The sequence below is a fragment of the Paenarthrobacter sp. 22069 genome (genome assembly GCF_052046035.1).
Lineage (GTDB): Bacteria > Actinomycetota > Actinomycetes > Actinomycetales > Micrococcaceae > Arthrobacter.
Genome location: NZ_JBQEQF010000009.1, coordinates 55,537 through 70,925 on the forward strand (window position 1 = coordinate 55,537; position 15,389 = coordinate 70,925).

The following is a 15,389-nucleotide window of genomic DNA, read 5'->3' on the forward strand; positions in this document are numbered from 1 at the left end:
GTGTCAGCGGGGGCGGCGCACCGCGTGCTCCCGGGCCAGGACGGCATAGGTGTCGTCAGGGGTGCCGGGGGAGAAGCTGCCGAACTTGCGTTCCGCGGCTGTACGGATGAGGAAGTCCGCGATGGCGGGGTTCTTGGGCAGCAGGGAGCCGTGCAGGTAGCTGGCAACGATGTTGCGGTACCGGGCACCTTCATGACCGTCGCTGCTGTTGTTGCCCGTACCCTTGGCCACCGTGCCAAGCGGCCGCACGCCGCTGCCCAGCGTCGTCTGGCCGCTGTGGTTTTCGTATCCAAGGACCTCGCCGAATTCCTCGGTGGCCACCTTGACGTTGCCGATCAGCCGCTCATCGGTGCCCTGGGTTTCCACGTCCAGGACGCCGATGCCCGGAATCACGGAGCCGGTACGGGTCTTGAAGAACCGGCCGAAAAGCTGGTACAAGCCGCAGATCAGCAGCATGGGCGCACCGTCCTCGGCCAGTTCCTTGAGTTCGCCGGCCCGGGCCTGCAGGTCGTCCTGGATGACCAGCTGCCCGCTGTCCTGCCCGCCGCCGCCGAGGATGATGTCCACGTCCGCGGGGAAGGGATCGCCCACGTTGTATTCGAGCAGTTCGGGGGTGTACCCGTGCCATTGGATGCGGCGCTGCAGGACCAGGGCATTGCCCCAGTCGCCGTAGATGTTCATATCCCGCGGGTACAGCTGGACCACACGGATGATGCCCTTGGACTTTCCGCCGTCCGTTGCTTCTGCGGGATTCACGAGACAACCTCCACGGTGGTGATTTTGGACAGTTCACGGCGGATGGCGAGCATGGCAGTGTAGGTGCAGAAGATGCGCTTGGGCTTGCCCTGGCCTTCCCTGATGAAGGCAGCAAGGGCTGCCGGGATGTCCGTCTCCACGGCCCCGACGGGGACTTCGTCATACTGCAGCCGCAGTGCCATGTCATAGGCCCGGGACCCGGTGAGCGTATCCACCCCGCCCTCGCGGAGCGAATCGAATTCGACGTCCCATAGCCAGGACATGTCCCGGCCGTCGGCGTAGTTGTCGTTGATGGCAATCATGGTGGCGTATCCGCCGGCGGGAAAGGACTTCAGTCCCAGGCGGAAACCGCTGGGGTTCTTGACCAGCACCAGGTCCAGGGGCTGGCCGTCCACCGTCAGGCTTTCGCCGCGGCCGAAAGCGGGAGCCACCTGGGAGAGCGCATGCAGCAGGGTCTCATGGTTGGTGGCGGCGGCGCCTCCACCACAGATGCTGCGGGCCAGCGTCAGCGCGGCAGCTGCGTTGAAGATGTTGTACACGCCGCGCAGCTTCATCGCCGTGGTCACCGTACGGCCGTCGTATTCAAATTCAGCGCTGTCCGCGCCGACTTTGCGAAGTACGACGTCGGCAGCCGGCTTTGCGGGCAGGCCCCCCGGCGCTGGGCTGCCCGGAGCGGCCCGCATCTCGTCATCGTTCGGAAAGGTCGCCAGCAGGGAATCGTCCAGGCCGAAGTACCTGACGTCCTGTCCCGTCAGCGTGTCCGCGATCCGCGCAACCCGCGGGTCCTCCCGGTTCAGCACCACCGTTCCCGTGGTCTTGGCGGCAATGTGCTGCAGCAGCTGTGCGGTCTTATCGATCTCACCGAAGCGGTCCAGTTGGTCGCGAAGCACGTTGAGGAGCAGACAGTACCGGGGCGGGACGCTGTTCACGAAATGGACGGCGTGGGCTTCGTCGAGTTCCAGGACGGCAACATCCGCGTCCAGCCTGCCGCGCCAGTCCACCTCGCCCAGGAGGGCTGCCGCCACGCCACGCGTGAAATTGCTGCCGGTGCGGTTGGTGAAGACCTTCAGGCCCTGGCTTTCCAGCAGCTCAACCACCATTTTGGTGGTGGTGGTTTTGCCGTTCGTGCCGCTGACCACGGCAACCCCATGCGGCAGCGTGGTCAGCGTACGCCGCATGAAGCCGGGATCGATTTTTTCGACCACCAGGCCGGGAAGTGCGGACCCGCCGCCCCGCAGCCGGGACACCCCGCGGACCAGCTTGCCGAGCGGAACACTGAAGAAGACCATGTTTTGAATATATCCCAGCAGCGGCATGCAACCTTTGCCGGGGACCGCTCCGGCGCATGAGCCGGCGGAGCAGGACCCGTATGCTGGAGGGATGACAAATCCCCCTTCTGCCGCCGCTGCGAGCGTGGGCTCAGGCCTTCGGGTCGGTGTCCTGGCCCTCCAGGGAGACTTCCGCGAGCACCTGCGTGCCGCGGAAGCCACCGGCGCGCACGGCGTGGCTGTCCGCCGCCCGGAAGAGCTGGACGGCCTGGACGGCCTCATCATCCCCGGCGGCGAGTCCACCACCATCGACAAGCTGGCCCGTGCCTTCGAACTCGCGGACCCCCTCCGCAAGTACATCGCCGAGGGCCTGCCCGTCTACGGCTCCTGCGCCGGCATGATCCTGCTGGCCGCGGACATCGCCGATCCGGCGACAGATCTGTCCGGGGCGCCGCAGCAGACGTTCGGCGGGCTGGACATCACGGTCCGCCGCAATGCCTTTGGCCGGCAGCGCGAATCCTTCGAAACCGACCTCGACTTCAAGGGCCTGGACTTCAGCGCCACCGAATCCGGCGTCGAACCCGTGCACGCCGTCTTCATCCGGGGCCCCTGGGTGGAACGGGTGGGTCCGGACGTGGAGGTCCTGGCCCAGGTGGAACCGGCAGACCCCGGCCATGCATCGCACGCCGCCCCGCTGCCGGGGACGGCTAGAATTGTGGCAGTGCGTTTAGGCCAGCTGCTGGCCACCTCCTTCCATCCGGAAGTGACCGGCGAGAAACGCGTACACGAACTTTTTATCCGAATGATCAGAGGAGAAGCGTAAAGCATGTCAGGCCACTCCAAATGGGCGACGACCAAGCACAAAAAGGCGATCATTGACAGCCGCCGCGCAAAGTCGTTCGCCAAGCTGATCAAGAACATCGAAGTTGCCGCCCGGATGGGCGGACCGGACCTCGCCGGCAACCCCGGCCTGGAACTTGCCGTGACCAAGGCCAAGAAGACCTCGGTTCCCAACGACAACATCGACCGCGCCATCAAGCGCGGCGCCGGCCTCACCGGCGAAGTGGTGGACTACACCGAAATCATGTACGAGGCCCGCGGGCCCCAGGGCTCAGCCCTCCTGATCGAGTGCCTCACTGACAACAAGAACCGTGCGGCCTCCGAAGTCCGCCTGGCCATCTCCCGGAACGGCGGCACCATCGCCGACCCCGGCTCCGTGAGCTACCTCTTCACCCGCAAGGGCGTCGTCAACCTGCCCAAGAACGGCCTGAGCGAGGACGACGTCCTGATGGCCGTCCTTGAGGCGGGCGCGGAGGAAGTAAAGGACAACGGCGACAGCTTCGAGATCCACTCGGAACCGGGCGACCTGCCGGCCATCCGCGAGGCGCTCAAGGAAGCCGGCATAGAGTACGACACCGACGAGGTGGAGTTCGTGCCCTCCATGCAGGTAGAGCTGGACGTCGACGGCGCCCGGAAGTTCCTGAAGCTGGCCGACGCCCTGGAGGACCTTGACGACGTCCAGAACGTCTACAGCAACGCCGACCTCAGCGACGAAGTCCAGGCTGCCCTGGAATCCGAGTGATCTCCCGCCTTGCCAGCTAGCCCGCCGGAGTTGAAGCAGCGTCGCGTGGCCGCAGCGGGGCAGAAGTGACCCTGCGGGTTCTCGGCGTTGATCCCGGCCTGACCCGTTGCGGCATTGGCGTGGTGGACGTCGAGCGGAACCGGCGGGCCAGCATGGTGGCTGTGGGCGTGGTGGGCACGTCCCCGGACGAGACCCTTGACCGGCGCCTGCTGGTGATCGCCACCGCCATCGACGAGTGGCTGGACCGCTACGAACCGGACGTCCTCGCCGTCGAACGTGTCTTCTCCCAGCTCAATGTCAGCACGGTGATGGGCGTGGCCCAGGCGTCCGGTGTGGTCATTGCGGCGGCGGCACGGCGGGGTATCCCGGTAGCGCTGCACACGCCGTCGGAAGTCAAGGCCGCGGTCACCGGCAGTGGGTCCTCCAACAAGGACGCCGTCACCAAGCTGGTCACCAAAATCCTGCGGCTGGATGCTCCGCCCCGCCCTGCCGACGCGGCAGATGCCCTGGCATTGGCCATCACGCACGCGTGGCGGGCCGGAAGCGGGGCGGCCGTGGCCACGACCGGCCCCGGCAGTTCATCCCTCACACCCGCCCAGCGGGCATGGGCCGAAGCCGAGGCCAAGGCGCGCCGCGCGCGCTGATTATCCTTGCCGCTTGCTAGGGTATTCGTAGATATGTTCGGATAGCCGGGCTCTCACGCTTGAGGCCCGCAGTACAACGGGAGCCCGGCCTTGATCAGTTTCCTCCGCGGAACCGTAGCGCACGTTGGCCTGTCAACGGCCGTGATCGACCTCAATGGTGCCGGGATGAGCGTCAACGCCACCCCGCAGACGTTGAGCCGGCTGCGCGTGGGTGACGAGGGCCAGCTGTTCACGTCCCTGATTGTCCGGGAGGATTCGCTCACCCTTTTTGGTTTTGCATCCGACGACGAACGCGAGGTCTTCGACGTCCTGCTGAGTGTCAGCGGGGTCGGCCCACGTCTTGCCCTTGCTGTCCTGGCCGTCCACGATCCCGAGGCGATCAGGGTTGCGGCCCATACAGAGGACAGCAAGACCTTCACCAAGGTTCCCGGCATCGGGCCCAAGGTGGCCGGCAGGATCGTGTTGGAGCTTGCCGGAAAGCTGGTTCCGCACGGAACCACCGCACCTGCCGGTGCCGCCACCCCTGCCGAGGCCGCTTGGAAGCCCCAGGTGGTGGCCGCGATGACCAGTCTGGGCTGGTCCGAGAAGGACGCCTCCGCCAGCATCGACAAAGCCCTGGCCGACGAGCCGGAAGTTTCCTTCCGGGGCAACGTGGCCGAGATCCTGCGCACCACCCTGCGGTGGCTGGGCCAAGACGGCGCGCGTGCCGGCAACCGCGTAGGCAGCCGTGGCTGAACCTTCAGTGGTTGCCGCTGGGGAGGAACCGGAGGAGCGGGCCATCGAGGCGGCGCTCCGGCCGAAGAACCTCGACGATTTCGTGGGCCAGCACCGGGTGCGCAAGCAGTTGTCGCTCGTGCTCCAGGCCTCCAGGATGCGCGGGCGCACGGCGGACCACGTGCTGTTCTCCGGTCCTCCCGGCCTCGGGAAAACCACCCTGGCAATGATCGTTGCGGCAGAGATGAACGCTCCGCTGCGTCTTAGCAGCGGACCGGCCATCCAGCACGCAGGGGACCTCGCCGCCATCCTGTCCTCCCTGTCCGAGGGTGAGGTCCTGTTCCTCGATGAAATCCACCGGATGTCCCGGCCGGCCGAAGAGATGCTGTACATGGCCATGGAGGACTTCCGCGTCGACATCGTGGTGGGCAAGGGCGCCGGGGCCACCGCCATCCCGCTGGAGCTGCCCCCGTTTACCCTCGTGGGCGCCACCACCCGTGCCGGGCTGCTGCCGGGCCCGCTGCGTGACCGGTTCGGATTCACGGGGCACCTTGAGTTCTACTCCGTCCCCGAGCTGGAGCTGGTCCTGCGGCGCTCAGCGGGACTGCTGGACCTGAAGGTCAACTCCGCCGGGTTCGCCGAAATCGCGGGGCGTTCCCGCGGTACTCCCCGCATCGCCAACCGGCTGCTGCGCCGCGTCCGGGATTGGGCCCTGGTGCACGGGGTGGAACAGATTGATGCCAGGGCCGCGTCCGCCGCCCTGGACATGTACGAAGTGGACAAGAAGGGGCTGGACCGGCTGGACCGGGCCGTCCTGGACGCCCTCATCACGAAATTCGGCGGCGGCCCGGTGGGTCTTTCCACCCTTGCCATCGCTGTCGGAGAAGAGACCGAAACGGTGGAAACAGTTGCAGAGCCCTTCCTGGTCCGGGAGGGCCTGCTGGGCCGCACGCCCCGCGGCCGGATTGCGCTGGCGCCGGCGTGGACACATCTGGGTTACGCCATCCCCGCGGGTAGCTTCGCGCAGGAGCCGTTGGACCTTTTCGAACCTGTCGGGGATGACTCCCTTGCGGGGGACTGGGCCCCGGAAGGCCAATAGCAGGCTCCCTTCAGCTTTTCCCTTTAGACTGGTATGACGCCCGGCACGTTCGGGTCTTTGTTTCGCGGGTGGCCCCGATGCCCCCGTCGCTTGGGGAACGGCATGCAGGGCTTTGTGCCTGCGCCACCAGCCCACCCCGGCCGAAGCGAAGCCGACGTCGCTGGTAAACCAGCTTCACCATGCTAAAGAACGGAATTCCCCCTTGGATCCAATGTCAATTCTCCTGTTCGTCATGCTCGGCGTGTTCATCTTCATGATGTTCCGCCGCAACAAGAAGACGCAGCAGCAGCAGGCAGAGCTCCAGTCGAAGTTTGGCCCGGGCGTGGAGGTCATGACCAGCTTTGGCCTCTTCGGCCGCATCGTGGACATCGACGAAGCCGAGAACAAGGTCACCCTTGAGCTTTCCCCCGGCACCCTCGCCAGCGTGCACCGCCAGGCCGTCACCAAGGTCATCGAGCCTGCAGCGGTGGCCGCAGCCGAACCGGCCGCCGCTTCGCCCGTGGTGCCGGACGACGCGTCCTCGCTCACCACTCCGGAGGCCGGGAGCAACGCCGCCGGCGTCGAGACTCCTGAAGAAACCCTGAAGCGCCTCAACGACGAGGGCAAGAAGGACAGCTAGGCCCGCTGGCCCCTTTCCTCCCTCTACCGCTGCGGACCACCGCCGGCGCAGGCAGAAGCCCGTGCCGGCGGTTCCTCCGCGAATAAGAGAAAGATCGACAATGGCACGAACTGGCCGCAAAAAACCAGGGCTCCGCGTCCTGGTATGGCTCGGTGTACTCCTGGCAGCGCTCACCGCCGTCCTGGCTGGCGGAACCATCGCCGGGCAGGCCAGCTGGGCACCTAAACTGGCCCTCGACCTCGAGGGTGGAACCCAGATGATCCTGGCTCCAAAGGTTGAGGGCGGTTCGGACATCAACGAACAGCAGCTTAACCAGGCTGTGGCGATCATCCGCCAGCGCGTTGACGGCTCCGGCGTCTCGGAAGCGGAAATCAGCACCCAGTCAGGGCGCAACGTGGTGGTCAGCCTCCCGGGCACCCCCTCCGCCGAAACCCGGAACCTGATCCAGGCGTCTGCGGACATGAATTTCCGGCCCGTCCTCCTCAACGGTGACGGCGCGGCTGTTCCGCCGGAATCCCAGACCCCCGAAGACCAGCTGCCCAAGCCGACCGCCGCGCCGGCCAACAGCAGCGACACCAACTGGATCACCCCGGGGATCTACAAGCAGTTCGAGGCTCTGGACTGCAACAGCGCCGCGGCGGAAAAGTCCGAACGCTCGGATCCGGCCAAGCCGCTGGTGACCTGCGAACCTGCCACCGACAAGTCCCCGGCCATCAAGTACATCCTTGGTCCGGTGGAGGTGAAGGGCAGCAACATCGTGACCTCCTCCTTCCAGCTGCAGCAGGGTGCACAGGGTGCGGTCACCAATGACTGGGCCGTCAACATCCAGTTCGACGCCGACGGCACGGCCAAGTTCAAAGAGGTCACCGAGCGCCTGAACCAGTTCTACGTGGCGGCGGGCGGCGAGTCGGGCACCGACCCCAAGGCCCAGTTCGCCATCGTGCTGGACGACCGGGTCATTTCCGCGCCCCGTGCGCTGGCCGTGATTACCGACGGCCGTCCGCAGATCACCGGCGGCTTCACCGAGAAGACCGCCAAGGCCCTCTCGGACCAGCTGAAGTTCGGCGCCCTGCCCATCAGCTTCGACATCCAGAGCGAACAGCAGATTTCCGCAACGCTTGGTGGCGAACAGCTGCGCATGGGCCTGCTGGCGGGCCTGATCGGACTCCTGCTCGTGGTGGTCTACTCGCTCTTCCAATACCGTGCCCTCGGGTTTGTTACCATTGCCTCGCTGGTGGTGGCCGGTGCCCTGACCTACCTCGCCATCGCGATTCTGGGCTGGACCGAAAACTACCGCCTGTCCCTGGCAGGCGTGGCCGGCATCATCGTGGCCATCGGCCAGACTGCAGACTCGTTCATCGTCTACTTCGAACGCATCCGTGATGAGCTCCGTGAAGGCCGCGGCCTGGTGTCCGCCGTCGAAAACGGCTGGAAGCGCGCCAAACGCACCGTCCTCGCCTCCAAGGCCGTCAACCTCCTGGCTGCACTCGTCCTCTACTTCGTGGCGGTGGGCAACGTCCGTGGTTTCGCATTCACGCTGGGCCTGACAGCCATTGCCGACCTGATCGTGGTGTTCATGTTCACGCACCCCACGCTGCAGATGCTGGCCCGCACCCGGTTCTTCGGTGAAGGCCACAAATTCTCCGGACTGGATCCCGAACGGCTGGGTGCCGTGCCGCTGTACCGCGGTGCCGGACGCGTCCGCACTCCGGAGGACCGGCCCGTGGCCGTCCGCACCAAGAACGCAGGCGCCGCGGCCGAGGCCGAACGCCGCATGACGATCGCGGAACGGCGCATGGCGGAAAAGCAGGAACAGCTGGCCGGCTCGTCCAAGACATCCGGTAAGGAGAACAAGTAATGTCAGGCTTCGCCACATTCGGCAACGAGCTCTACACCGGAAAGCGCTCCTACGACTTCGTCGGCGCCAAGAAGATCTGGTTCATCATCGCCGCGGTGGGGGTGGCGCTGGCCATCATCATCCCGCTGGCAAAGGGCGGCTTCAATCTCGGCATCGAGTTCCGCGGCGGTTCCGAATTCACGGTGTCCAACGTCAAGACCACGGATGCCGGAATCGGCGAGAAGGCTGTCACGGACGTTGTCTCCGGGAGCGTGCCACGCGTGGCGAACGTCGCGGGCAACACCATGCGCATCCAGACGGACAAGCTGACCGACGACGAGACGCTCCGCATCAAGCAGGGCCTCACCGGTGCCTACGGCGTCACGGACAACGAGGTCACCTCCACCTTCGTCGGTCCTACCTGGGGCGCCGACGTGACCAAGCAGGCCCTGATCGGCCTGGCGGTGTTCGTGCTGCTGGCGGCCCTGCTGATGGCCCTGTACTTCCGCACCTGGAAGATGTCCCTTTCAGCGCTTGCCGGCATGGCCGTGACGATGTTCATCACCGCCGGAGTTTACGCCCTTAGTGACTTCGAGGTCACGCCGTCGGCGATCATCGGCTTCCTCACCGTCCTCAGCTATTCGCTGTATGACACCGTGGTGGTCTTCGACAAGATCCGGGAAAACACCTCCGGGATCGATGCGTCCACGCGCCGGACATTCGCGGAGGAAGTCAACCTCGCCGTCAACCAGACGCTGGTGCGTTCAATCAACACCATGATGGTGGCCATTCTCCCGGTGGGGGCCATCCTCTTCATCGGTGCCGGCCTCCTTGGCGCCGGGACCCTGCGCGACCTGTCCCTGGCACTGTTTGTCGGGATCCTGATCGGTACGGCGGCCACCATCTTCGTGGCAGCCCCCATGTATGCCTGGCTGCGCCAGGGCGAACCTGACCTTGTCAAGCAGGCGCGGCGCGTCCAGCAACGCCGCGCCGGGTCCGCGGACAAGGCAGTTCCCGCCTCGCCGGCCAAGGCCTGACGGACGGGCTGCCGGGGAGCCAAAAACGTACAACGGCCGGGTGACGCATCTTTCGCGTCGCCCGGCCGTTGGCCGTTCCGGCCCGGTTATAAAAGTGGGTGCCGTGAGGAATAGACTGAGGTAATTAAGACGGTGTGAGGGGTGCTTCATTGGAAGAACGTTCGGCGTCGGCGCCAACGGCACAGGAAGATAAGAGTCCTGCCGGCGTACAGGCCGGTGCGGCTACGCCTGCGCGCCCTGGATCCCTGGTCCCTGTCGACAATTCAGGATCGCGGGCCACGTTTCCGGGCCGCCGGGAGCGCACCCGGTCCCGGCTGGCGCGCCTGACCGGACGCGGAACCACCACCTACTCACCCATCCTGGAGCCGCTCCTGCGGACCGTCCGCGCCAACAACCCCAAAGAGGACTTCGACCTCATCCAGCGCGCCTTCGATGTCGCTGAGCGCAGCCACCGCGGGCAAAAGCGCAAGAGCGGGGACCCCTACATCACGCACCCCGTTGCCGTGGCGACCATCCTGGCCGAACTGGGCCTCAGCGGAACCACCCTCGCGGCAGCACTGCTGCACGACACCGTTGAGGACACCCCCTACACCCTCGCAGACCTGAAGCGGGACTTCGGACCTGAAGTGGCCATGCTGGTCGACGGCGTGACCAAGCTCGACAAAGTCAGCTTCGGCGAGGCCGCCCAGTCCGAAACAGTCCGCAAAATGGTCGTAGCCATGGCCAAGGACATCCGCGTCCTGATGATCAAGCTGGCCGACCGGTTGCACAACGCCCGGACATGGCGCTTCGTGTCGGCGGAATCGTCTGCCCGCAAGGCCCGCGAAACCCTGGAGATTTTCGCTCCGCTCGCCCACCGCCTGGGCATGAACACCATCAAATGGGAACTTGAAGATCTCTCGTTCGCGGCACTGTACCCCAAGGTCTACGAAGAGATCGTCCGGATGGTGGGGGACCGGACCCCTGAGCGGGAGAAGAGCCTGGGCGTCATCCGCGACCAGATCACCGAAGACCTGCGCGGTGCACGGATAAAGGCCACCATTACCGGCAGGCCCAAGCACTACTACTCCATCTACCAAAAGATGATCGTCCGCGACAAGGACTTCGACGACATCAACGACCTCATGGGTGTCCGCGTCCTCGTGGACTCCGTCCGGGACTGCTACGCCGCCCTGGGCATCATGCATTCACGCTGGAATCCGCTGCCCGGCAGGTTCAAGGATTACATCGCGATGCCCAAGTTCAACATGTACCAATCGCTGCACACCACCGTGATTGGTCCCGGCGGCAAACCGGTGGAAATCCAGATCCGCACCCACGAGATGCACCGCCGGGCGGAATACGGTGTGGCTGCGCACTGGAAATACAAGGACCAGCCCAACCGCACCGCCGTGGGTCCGGGAAGCCCCCGCGACGGCGACATGGGCTGGCTGCGGTCCCTGGTGGACTGGCAGCAGGAAACCTCCGATCCCGGCGAGTTCCTGGACTCGCTCCGGTTTGAAATCAACGCCCGTGAAGTATTCGTCTTCACGCCCAAGGGTGAAGTCATGGCGCTGCCGGCCGGGTCAACGCCCGTCGACTTCGCCTACGCAGTGCATACCGAGGTTGGCCACCGCACCATCGGCGCCAGGGTCAACGGCAAGCTGGTCCCGCTCAACAGCGAACTGAACCATGGCGACTGGGTGGAAATCTTCACCTCAAAGGCAGAGGGCGCCGGGCCCAGCCAGGACTGGCAGCACTTCGTCAAGAGCGCCCGGGCACGCAACAAGATCCGCCAGTGGTTCAGCAAGGAGCGCCGCGAAGAGGCGATTGACCGCGGCAAGGAGCTGCTGACCCGCGCCATGCGGAAGCAGAACCTCCCGCTGCAGCGGCTCATGACGCACGAGGCCCTGGCCGCCGTCGCCGAGGAATTCAAGTACGTGGACATCTCCGGCCTCTACGCCGGGGTCGGCGACGGGCACACGTCGGCCCAGTCGGTCATGGAGAAGCTCATCGAAAGCCTCGGCGGCAACGAGAGCGCAGATGACGACGTCGAGGAAGTCAGCATCCCCACGCAGGTCACCAAGGCCCGCTTCTCGGATTCAGGCGTGGTGGTCCGCGGGGTCGGCGACGTCTGGGTGAAACTGGCCCGCTGCTGCACGCCGGTTCCGCCGGATCCGATCCTTGGCTTTGTGACCAGGGGCTCCGGGGTTTCCGTGCACCGCACCGACTGCACCAACATCTCGGACCTGAAGGACCAGCCGGACCGGATCGTCGACGTGGACTGGGCGCCCACCCAGTCGAGCGTGTTCCTGGTGGAAATCCAGGTGGAGGCCCTGGACCGTAAATCCCTGCTTTCGGACGTGACACGGGTCCTGTCGGACAACCATGTGAACATCCTTGCGGCAAGCGTCCACACCTCCACGGACCGCGTGGCAATTTCAAAGTTCGCGTTCGAGATGGGCGACCCCAAGTACCTCAGCCACGTCCTGAGCGCCGTCCGCAGGATCGACGGTGTCTTCGACGTCTACCGCACCACCGGAAACAAGCGCCGGAGCTAGCAGGGCAAGCTTCGCCAGGGCGGCACGCTTGTGCGGCACGCGGGGGCTGGCTTCAACTGCGCGTACCAGCAGCCGCAGCCGTACATCCTGCTGCGGCCGGGCCAACAGTCCGGCCAGAGCGGGTACCGCACGCTCCGGTTCGACATGCAGGGCAAGATCGAGGGCGGTCCGCAGCGGACTGGTTACCATCAGGCCCCCGAGGCTGACGACGTCGAACGGACCAAGCCTTACTTCGTGCAGGGTGCAGCCGCGGGTGCTCCGGAGGCTGGACACCCTACGTTTGGCGTCCACCAGCAGGGCCAGCCTGTCCTGTTCCGCGGCGCAGCCGTAGATCCATGCCGCAGTCATCCGTCCAGCGACCACCCGTTGCCGGATTGCCGCGGGCACCGCCCCGGCGGCTGCCCTCGCCCGCATCTGCGGGGATGCATGCGTCCCGGGAAGGGTGTACCCGTTCTGATGGAACCTGGCCAGCAATCCGTCCGCTGCCAGGGACTGCAGTTCGGGTCCGGCAAAGGGCATGCCAGGCGCGTACAGTTCCGGAAACCGGGGCGGGGTGGCCGCCTCCGCCGGCCCTGCCTGGCACCCCGCCCAGGATGCAGCCAGTAAGGCGTCCCTGCCGGGTCCGGCGGCGGAAGGAACTGAAGGTGAGGCCATGCCTCCATCCTGCCCGGACCATGCTTAACAGGGACAGGCCCGGTCCTGGTTATGTGGATAACCGGGACCGGGCCTGTGCCGTCACATCAGGACGGGAGCATCAGGACAGCTCGCTGGCCGAACGCTGGATCTGGTCGAGCCATGACTGGCGTGCCTCCAGGGCTTCCCTTGCAGCCCTGATCTTGCGCTGGTCGCCGGTCTTCTCGGCGTCGGCCAGGTCCTCCTGCAGCCCGGCGATGGCCGACTCCAGCTGGGACAGTGCACTGTTGGTCCGGGCCTTGCGCTCCGGGTTGGACCGCTGCCACTGCTCTTCCTCGGCGTGGCGGACGGCGTCCTCGACCTTCCGCAGGCCAGCTTCGATCCGGCCCATGTCGGCACGCGGCACCTTACCGGCTTCTTCCCAGCGGTCGCGGATGGACTGGAGCGCCTTCTTGGCAGCCGCCAGGTCCTTGACCGGGAGGATTGTGTTGGCTTCGGCCAGCAACGCCTCCTTGACGGTGAGATTGGCGGCGTACTCCTGGTCGATCTCGTCGTTGGCGGCCTGGCGCGACGTGAAGAAGACGTCCTGCGCGGCGCGGAACCGTGCCCACAGTGCGTCATCGTCCTTGCGGCTGGCCCGCGGCGACGCCTTCCACTGGTCCATGAGCCTGCGGTACTCGCCCGCGGCGAAGCCCCAGTCCGTAGACGTGGACAAGGCCTCGGCCTCGGCGATGAGCTTCTCCTTGGCAGCCTTCGCTGCCGAGTTGTTGCTGTCCAGCTGGGAGAAGTATGCCCGGCGGTGGCGGTCGAACACGGTCCGGGCTGCCCGGAACCTCTTCCACAACGCGTCCTCATTGCTGCGACCCAGGCGAACACCGCTCTTCTGGGCTGCCTTCCAGCTTTCGAAGAGCTCGTTCATCCGGGCGCTGGAGGTCTTCCACTGCGTCTGGGTGGGGTCCTGGCCGGAGATCTGCTCTGCTTCGGCAACGATCGCTTCACGTGCTGCCAGTTCGGCGGCCCGGACGGCGTCGTGCTCGGCCTTTTCGGCCTTTTCAAGCTCAGCAATCTGGTCGGACAGCGTGTCCAGCCGTGCCTCGGCTGCGCGCAGGTCGCCCACCATGTTGCGCTCGGCGAGCTGCTCTCGCAGGTGCGTTACGGTCTTCTGCATATCCGTGCTCGGCGCCTTGGAGCTGACGCGCTGCTCGAGGAGCACAATCTGGGCGAGGACGTCGTCGTACTTCCGCGCGAAGTAGATCAGTGCCTCTTCGTCGCTGACGCCCGGGTATTGCCCCACGGGGTGCTCGCCACCGTCGATGGTGAGGTAGACGTGGCCGTCGCCCTCCACGCGGCCCCACTTGGACGCCTCGGCGACGGAAGTGCCCGGGGCAGCGGGAGCCGGGGTGGCCGCGGGCGCGGCGGCAGCGGGCTTGGGGCGCGATGCGAAGGCGGCGGGCGACGGGGCAGACGGCCGCGGGGCCGGAGCAGCCGGGGTTGCCGGTGCAGATGCAGGGGCAGCAGCGGGCGTTTCCGCGGACTCCTGGGGGGCTGCAGACTCCTGCGCGCCGGTTCCGTCGTTTCCTGCAGCGTCGGGTACTGCTTCCGTAGCTTCCGGTACTGCCGTTTCGGTCACGCCTGTGGCTGTTTCGTCGGATTTCTGACTGTCTGTCACCGCTAAAAGTCTTTCGCTTGGAGGGAAATACTCACGTACTGCACCGTGGCCTGTGCGGCCCGGCTTCCTACTTCAGAGAAAACGAGTCTATCGTGACTGGTTGTTTTGGCGCGCCGTCCGTGTCGCTGCTGCCAGGAGTGATGCCCGCGGCAGCAATGCCGGTCACGACATCAAGCCCTGACGTCACCTTTCCCACCACGGTGTAGCCACCGGCCGCGTCCGGAGGGATGACGGTGTCCTTGTACACGATGAAGAACTGGGTCCCGTTGCCATACGCGTTGTTCCCGGTACGGGCTACGGCGATGGTCCCCGCCGGATAGGTGTTGTCAGCCGGCGTGTTTTCCAGCGGACCCCAGGTGTAGGCGGGGTCGCCCTGCCCGTCTCCATTGGGCGAGCCGCACTGCAGGACGCCGAACTGGTCGGCAGTGGTAAGCCGGTGGCATGTCTTGCCCTTGAAGTAGCCTTCATCGCTGAGGGACTTGAAAACCGCGGCAGCCTGCGGCGCCTTGGTGCCGTCCACTTCAACGCCCAGCGGGCTGCCATTCAGCACCAGCTCACCCGTGAACGTCTTGCCGGCAGCGGTGTCAGCCGAGGGAATGTTGGGCCCGTTGGTCGGCGGCGCAGAGGGCGTGGCGGAGGCACTTGCGCTGGCCGAAGGTTCGGTCAGGCCCGCCTGCGCGGCTGCATATTCGGCTTCAGTGGGATTCCCGGCGAACGCAGTGAGCTGGAGGACGACGGCGAGGACCACGGCGGCGCTTCCGGCACCCGCGGCGATCAGGTTGTCCCGCTTCCGCCGCTTCTCCTGGGCGCGCCGGAACTCACGCTTGGCTTCCATCTGCTGGATGCGCCGCTTCGCTTCGCGTGCACTGCGTGAACTGGCCGCCAAGGGTCCTCCTCATCGTCGGGCTGCTGGTGCCCGGCGGTCGGCCGCAGGGCGCAGGTCTTCAGGGCCAGGCTGTGCGTGTCCGCCGCATTAGAGATGCACACGGAT

14 protein-coding genes are annotated in these 15,389 nt (G+C 66.0%); 9 read left to right on the plus strand and 5 right to left on the minus strand.

Features of this window, described 5'->3' with window-relative positions; all coding sequences use genetic code 11:
* Positions 1–3: 3 nt before the first annotated feature.
* Both ACTJK0_RS09190 and ACTJK0_RS09195 read right to left on the minus strand, forming a co-directional pair.
* Positions 4–756, minus strand: a complete 753-nt coding sequence (locus ACTJK0_RS09190; RefSeq protein ID WP_440744947.1) for a type 1 glutamine amidotransferase — start codon at positions 754–756, stop codon at positions 4–6.
* Positions 753–2,045 carry a MurT ligase domain-containing protein gene (locus ACTJK0_RS09195; RefSeq protein WP_440744948.1) on the minus strand — a complete coding sequence of 431 codons (1,293 nt, stop codon included), beginning with the start codon at positions 2,043–2,045 and terminating at the stop codon, positions 753–755. Before ACTJK0_RS09195 ends, ACTJK0_RS09190 begins: the two co-directional genes overlap by 4 nt.
* A 91-nt stretch (positions 2,046–2,136) precedes the next feature.
* On the opposite strand from ACTJK0_RS09195, the gene pdxT reads away from it, so the two are divergent.
* From pdxT to ACTJK0_RS09240, 9 genes are all read left to right on the plus strand, one after another.
* Positions 2,137–2,847, plus strand: a complete 711-nt coding sequence (gene pdxT / locus ACTJK0_RS09200; protein WP_440744949.1) for a pyridoxal 5'-phosphate synthase glutaminase subunit PdxT — start codon at positions 2,137–2,139, stop codon at positions 2,845–2,847.
* Between the two features lie 3 nt (positions 2,848–2,850).
* Positions 2,851–3,606 (plus strand): YebC/PmpR family DNA-binding transcriptional regulator, encoded by a 756-nt coding sequence (locus ACTJK0_RS09205; RefSeq protein WP_440744950.1) that lies wholly within the window; start codon positions 2,851–2,853, stop codon positions 3,604–3,606.
* Between the two features lie 65 nt (positions 3,607–3,671).
* Entirely contained in the window at positions 3,672–4,250 is a 579-nt protein-coding gene (gene ruvC / locus ACTJK0_RS09210; protein WP_110540765.1) for a crossover junction endodeoxyribonuclease RuvC, read from the plus strand.
* A gap of 90 nt (positions 4,251–4,340) precedes the next feature.
* The gene (ruvA, locus tag ACTJK0_RS09215; RefSeq protein ID WP_440744951.1) at positions 4,341–4,985 is read left to right on the plus strand and encodes a Holliday junction branch migration protein RuvA; all 645 of its coding nucleotides are present in this window, start codon (positions 4,341–4,343) and stop codon (positions 4,983–4,985) included.
* Positions 4,978–6,063 carry a Holliday junction branch migration DNA helicase RuvB gene (ruvB, locus tag ACTJK0_RS09220; RefSeq protein WP_110540763.1) on the plus strand — a complete coding sequence of 362 codons (1,086 nt, stop codon included), beginning with the start codon at positions 4,978–4,980 and terminating at the stop codon, positions 6,061–6,063. The genes ruvA and ruvB overlap by 8 nt, the downstream gene beginning before the upstream one ends.
* Positions 6,064–6,274: 211 nt before the next feature.
* The gene (gene yajC / locus ACTJK0_RS09225; protein WP_110540762.1) at positions 6,275–6,682 is read left to right on the plus strand and encodes a preprotein translocase subunit YajC; all 408 of its coding nucleotides are present in this window, start codon (positions 6,275–6,277) and stop codon (positions 6,680–6,682) included.
* Positions 6,683–6,782: 100 nt separating this feature from the next.
* A complete protein-coding gene (gene secD, locus ACTJK0_RS09230; RefSeq protein WP_440744952.1) occupies positions 6,783–8,540 on the plus strand; it encodes a protein translocase subunit SecD in 1,758 nt (585 codons plus the stop codon).
* Complete coding sequence (gene secF, locus ACTJK0_RS09235; RefSeq protein ID WP_110540760.1) at positions 8,540–9,556, plus strand: protein translocase subunit SecF; 1,017 nt, start codon at positions 8,540–8,542, stop codon at positions 9,554–9,556. The genes secD and secF overlap by 1 nt, the downstream gene beginning before the upstream one ends.
* 149 nt (positions 9,557–9,705) lie before the next feature.
* Positions 9,706–12,096, plus strand: coding sequence for a RelA/SpoT family protein (locus tag ACTJK0_RS09240; RefSeq protein ID WP_110540759.1), 2,391 nt, complete (start codon positions 9,706–9,708; stop codon positions 12,094–12,096).
* On the opposite strand, the gene ACTJK0_RS09245 is transcribed toward ACTJK0_RS09240, so the two are convergent.
* The 3 genes from ACTJK0_RS09245 to ACTJK0_RS09255 form a co-directional block, all read right to left on the minus strand.
* Entirely contained in the window at positions 11,977–12,750 is a 774-nt protein-coding gene (locus ACTJK0_RS09245) for a hypothetical protein (protein ID WP_146228540.1), read from the minus strand. The two genes, ACTJK0_RS09240 and ACTJK0_RS09245, sit on opposite strands and share 120 nt — an antisense overlap.
* Before the next feature lie 100 nt (positions 12,751–12,850).
* A complete protein-coding gene (locus tag ACTJK0_RS09250; RefSeq protein WP_110540758.1) occupies positions 12,851–14,398 on the minus strand; it encodes a DUF349 domain-containing protein in 1,548 nt (515 codons plus the stop codon).
* Positions 14,399–14,465: 67 nt separating this feature from the next.
* Positions 14,466–15,284, minus strand: coding sequence for a peptidylprolyl isomerase (locus tag ACTJK0_RS09255; protein ID WP_440744953.1), 819 nt, complete (start codon positions 15,282–15,284; stop codon positions 14,466–14,468).
* Positions 15,285–15,389: the final 105 nt, after the last annotated feature.

Bases quoted from the DNA above. Each gene is read 5' to 3' on its own strand.
- ACTJK0_RS09195 (WP_440744948.1), bottom strand. From the start codon at position 2,045: ATGGTCTTCTTCAGTGTTCCGCTCGGCAAGCTGGTCCGCGGGGTGTCC.
- pdxT (WP_440744949.1), top strand. From the start codon at position 2,137: ATGACAAATCCCCCTTCTGCCGCCGCTGCGAGCGTGGGCTCAGGCCTT.
- ACTJK0_RS09205 (WP_440744950.1), top strand. From the start codon at position 2,851: ATGTCAGGCCACTCCAAATGGGCGACGACCAAGCACAAAAAGGCGATC.
- yajC (WP_110540762.1), top strand. From the start codon at position 6,275: ATGTCAATTCTCCTGTTCGTCATGCTCGGCGTGTTCATCTTCATGATG.
- secD (WP_440744952.1), top strand. From the start codon at position 6,783: ATGGCACGAACTGGCCGCAAAAAACCAGGGCTCCGCGTCCTGGTATGG.
- secF (WP_110540760.1), top strand. From the start codon at position 8,540: ATGTCAGGCTTCGCCACATTCGGCAACGAGCTCTACACCGGAAAGCGC.
- ACTJK0_RS09245 (WP_146228540.1), bottom strand. From the start codon at position 12,750: ATGGCCTCACCTTCAGTTCCTTCCGCCGCCGGACCCGGCAGGGACGCC.